Here is a 3095-nt window from a genome sequence, read left to right as displayed (position 1 = left end):
AGTTTTTTATAAGAATAGTTTCGCTACTGCATTCTATCGACCAAAAGGCATGGTTTAAAAAGTGATCTCTTCCACTAAAACGTACTTCTATTGGATTCACCTTTTTAGCTAACCCTATGGCGTTCTCTGCATACGCGTGACAATCAGTGATCGAGTTGCACCGTTTAGTTGGACATTCTAACAAATGGTAGCCAATAGAAACTGGCAAATTATCGGCATCTTTAGTCACCAAACACTCTAGTTCATCAAAGTTACTCGGCTGGCTCTCACTTGGGTATAACCATCGCCCGTATGCCGGTAACCCTTTCAAAACATGGAAAAGTTCGCTCATGCTAGTAAATGTCCTCAACCACTCAATCTCCGTCGATAGCTGTGGTTGGTATAATGCCCCTCCGGCAAAAGCTACGGGAAGTGCCGTTTTAAGCGCGGACTTAAAATCTGAAATTCGGCTGTCACTGTGGACTCTGATAACTAAGTCTATTTCTAGGTCCGCCAATCGTTCACTACGAATAGTTGGTCGCTTCGTGTTAGAAACTGTTCGCGCTTTAGCGACTGAGTTGGGTTCGGTAAGCTTCGCTGTCGGTTGAATGTTCTCACTTCGAACATAAAAAGAGAAACTCGAAAACTCAAACGGGGAATCACAATTAACTAGCTTATTAAACTCTCTTTGGTAATGGTGCATGAACCCCCAAATAGCCGCCAAAGAAGGAGCACCACTCAGATATGGGCTACTCATTGCGACCGCATCTTGCACTCTCATTGATGACAAATAGATATACTGCTCACCAGTTACCTTATCTTCATTGCCATTTGGTTTACTGAGCTGTTCAAGTATCCATACAATTTGGGCTTTGACGACCTGCATTAGCTTGGGATGATAGGCAAACTTGGCGGCATACTTGTTATTCTGAAACGCGAGATGTAAGCGGCGGTTAAACTCACTAACTAAAGAGCCCAGATCCGATTCTGGTTGGCTCAAAAAGGCTTGAGCTAAAGTGTCATCTTGTTCCAATTGCTGTTGGTTGGGATCTGCGTCAACGATATCTCTTAATTCAATTAATGGAAGCATCCACAGAGCTATCTGCTTTCGCAATATCTTCCTTCTAACCTTACGAGCGCTCTCCCTTTGCTTCTGTGTTTTTGATGGCTCTAATCCAATTAAGTGATTTAACACCTGACAAATTTTGGCGTTAGTTACCTGATAGTCATCAAAGTAGCGGCCACTCTTTTTACGACTTTCAGTTAACGTCCCACCCTGCGCTGGTTTGACGTCTAGCGGGTAGTTAAGGACTTTCATATGCCCACCTAAACTGCCACACAGATTCCCGATACTCGCAGAGTTTGGCAGTGACGAAGACACAAAGCGAAGCTTACTTCCTCGACTTCTCGATTTCACTTCTAACTCACTCTGAATAGCATGACTAACTACTGGCGTCACCGAGACATAATCATCCCCCCATGGAAACCGTGGTTGCTTGCTGTAAGTACTGACGCTGTCAGGAAAACTATTTCCAGGAAGTTGTTCTTCAATTGTATGTTTTAAACGAGCAAGTGACTTAGCACTTAGACCAAATTCTTTGAGCAATTCAATCCAAATAGAGCTTTCTTGCTTGATAAGTGAAAGGGTGCATGCGGGCTGTGATTGCCAACTAAAAGGATTCAATAACCACAATGTATGGCGATACACTGCAGAGTTATGCGCCCACCCCAAGCGTTGCTCGAGTACTGCGCTTGAAATAAATGCCTCGATTGTCACGAGAGGCTGTGCAATTATTCGCTGATCTTTTACTCGGCAGTCTGGAAACTTGAGATTATGAGTGTGGAACCATTTGATCTCATCAAGGGATGCCTCTAGGTTCTCTGCGGCTTTTAAATACCTTTTAGCACGGGCAACATCCAACCAATCAGAGCATCTATCGGCTTGATGGCTTGAACTGAGATTAAGCAAGATCGTTAACGCTTCTTTTTCACACCCTTCAACACAGACGTCTTCCGTATAGGGCATGAACATCTTCTTTAGCGTAGCCTGCTTTACTATTTCGTCTTCGATTGCTAATAAGTCACTTAATTTCGTCATAATTACCACTCAGGTAGATACACACTTAAACCATCACTTTCAGAGCTCATTCTAGTCAGCTTTGTTTCGATGACACTTCTTAAAGTAAACGCCGATTCATGACTCGCTATCTTTGTATGCATTCGCGGCCTGATCGCGGCTTTAATCTCACCAAACTCATACAGCCGATACACTTCATCCGTTGTGCAAGAGAGCAATGTAGAAGATTCTAGAGGGCTGAGCAGTACATCACCGATATTTCCTTTCGCGCTTGAAGGTACTGTTGCCATCAGCTGTGTAAAATACGCTAACACCTGAGTAAGCACGATATTGTGACTCAACTGCCGACTGGGTAACTGACGGCAATCTTTAAGCAGAGCATCAAAGGCTTCATTGAAAAACATCTTCCTCCAATCTTTTACTCGAACGAGTTCTGCCTTCTCTTTCAAAACATCGAGGTCTTGCCATAATGACGTTGGCCAAGAGCTGCAGTATTCGATGAATGATTCGAAACTGAAGTCATCGATATTGCCATAACGATTTACATACCAAAGTAAAAAGCCATAGCGCTCAGATAACGTCATTTCTCCTTTTAGTAATCCCAAGGGTTTTGAATCATTTCCTGACAACCATCGAGCGACTAATATCTCAGCCTGTAGCGCATCCTCTACTGGCGAGCTTCGGAGTTCAAAACCACATTCACATTGGCTAATACTCTCGGTACTTTGGTATTCAAGTCTCGACTTACACTCAGGACAGTGATGAACCAGTTTACAGCCATGGTGTTCACAAGCTTGGTGAAAGATAAATTGCCACTTCTGGCGAATGTAGGATGCTTCGTCAATACACAGAGGGCAAATAGGTGTAAAGCGTTTGCGAAGAAAAGCATAAGGGTAGTCAAAACCGAATCTATGTACAGCTTTGTATTGTGGAGAGAATTGAGCTTTTGAATGCGACAATGCTAAGCGCAGTACACCAAAGTTATTGAGCTTTAATTGGTTCTCAAGGTGGATAAGCACTCGCACCCGCATTTGGCTTG

The 3095-nt window shown here is 43.4% G+C and carries 2 protein-coding genes; both read right to left on the bottom strand.

Annotated elements, in window-relative coordinates; genetic code table 11:
• Window positions 1-2077 (bottom strand): type I-F CRISPR-associated protein Csy2 (locus AC4MRV_RS21770; RefSeq protein ID WP_491189362.1); only part of this gene is annotated, 2077 nt, incomplete at its 3' end.
• Between the two features lie 2 nt (window positions 2078-2079).
• Window positions 2080-3095: TniQ family protein (locus AC4MRV_RS21765; RefSeq protein ID WP_491189361.1), on the bottom strand; the 1016-nt coding region annotated here is incomplete at its 5' end.

The organism is Vibrio sp. (assembly GCF_984391705.1).
This window is presented reverse-complemented; position numbering and strand designations above follow the sequence as displayed.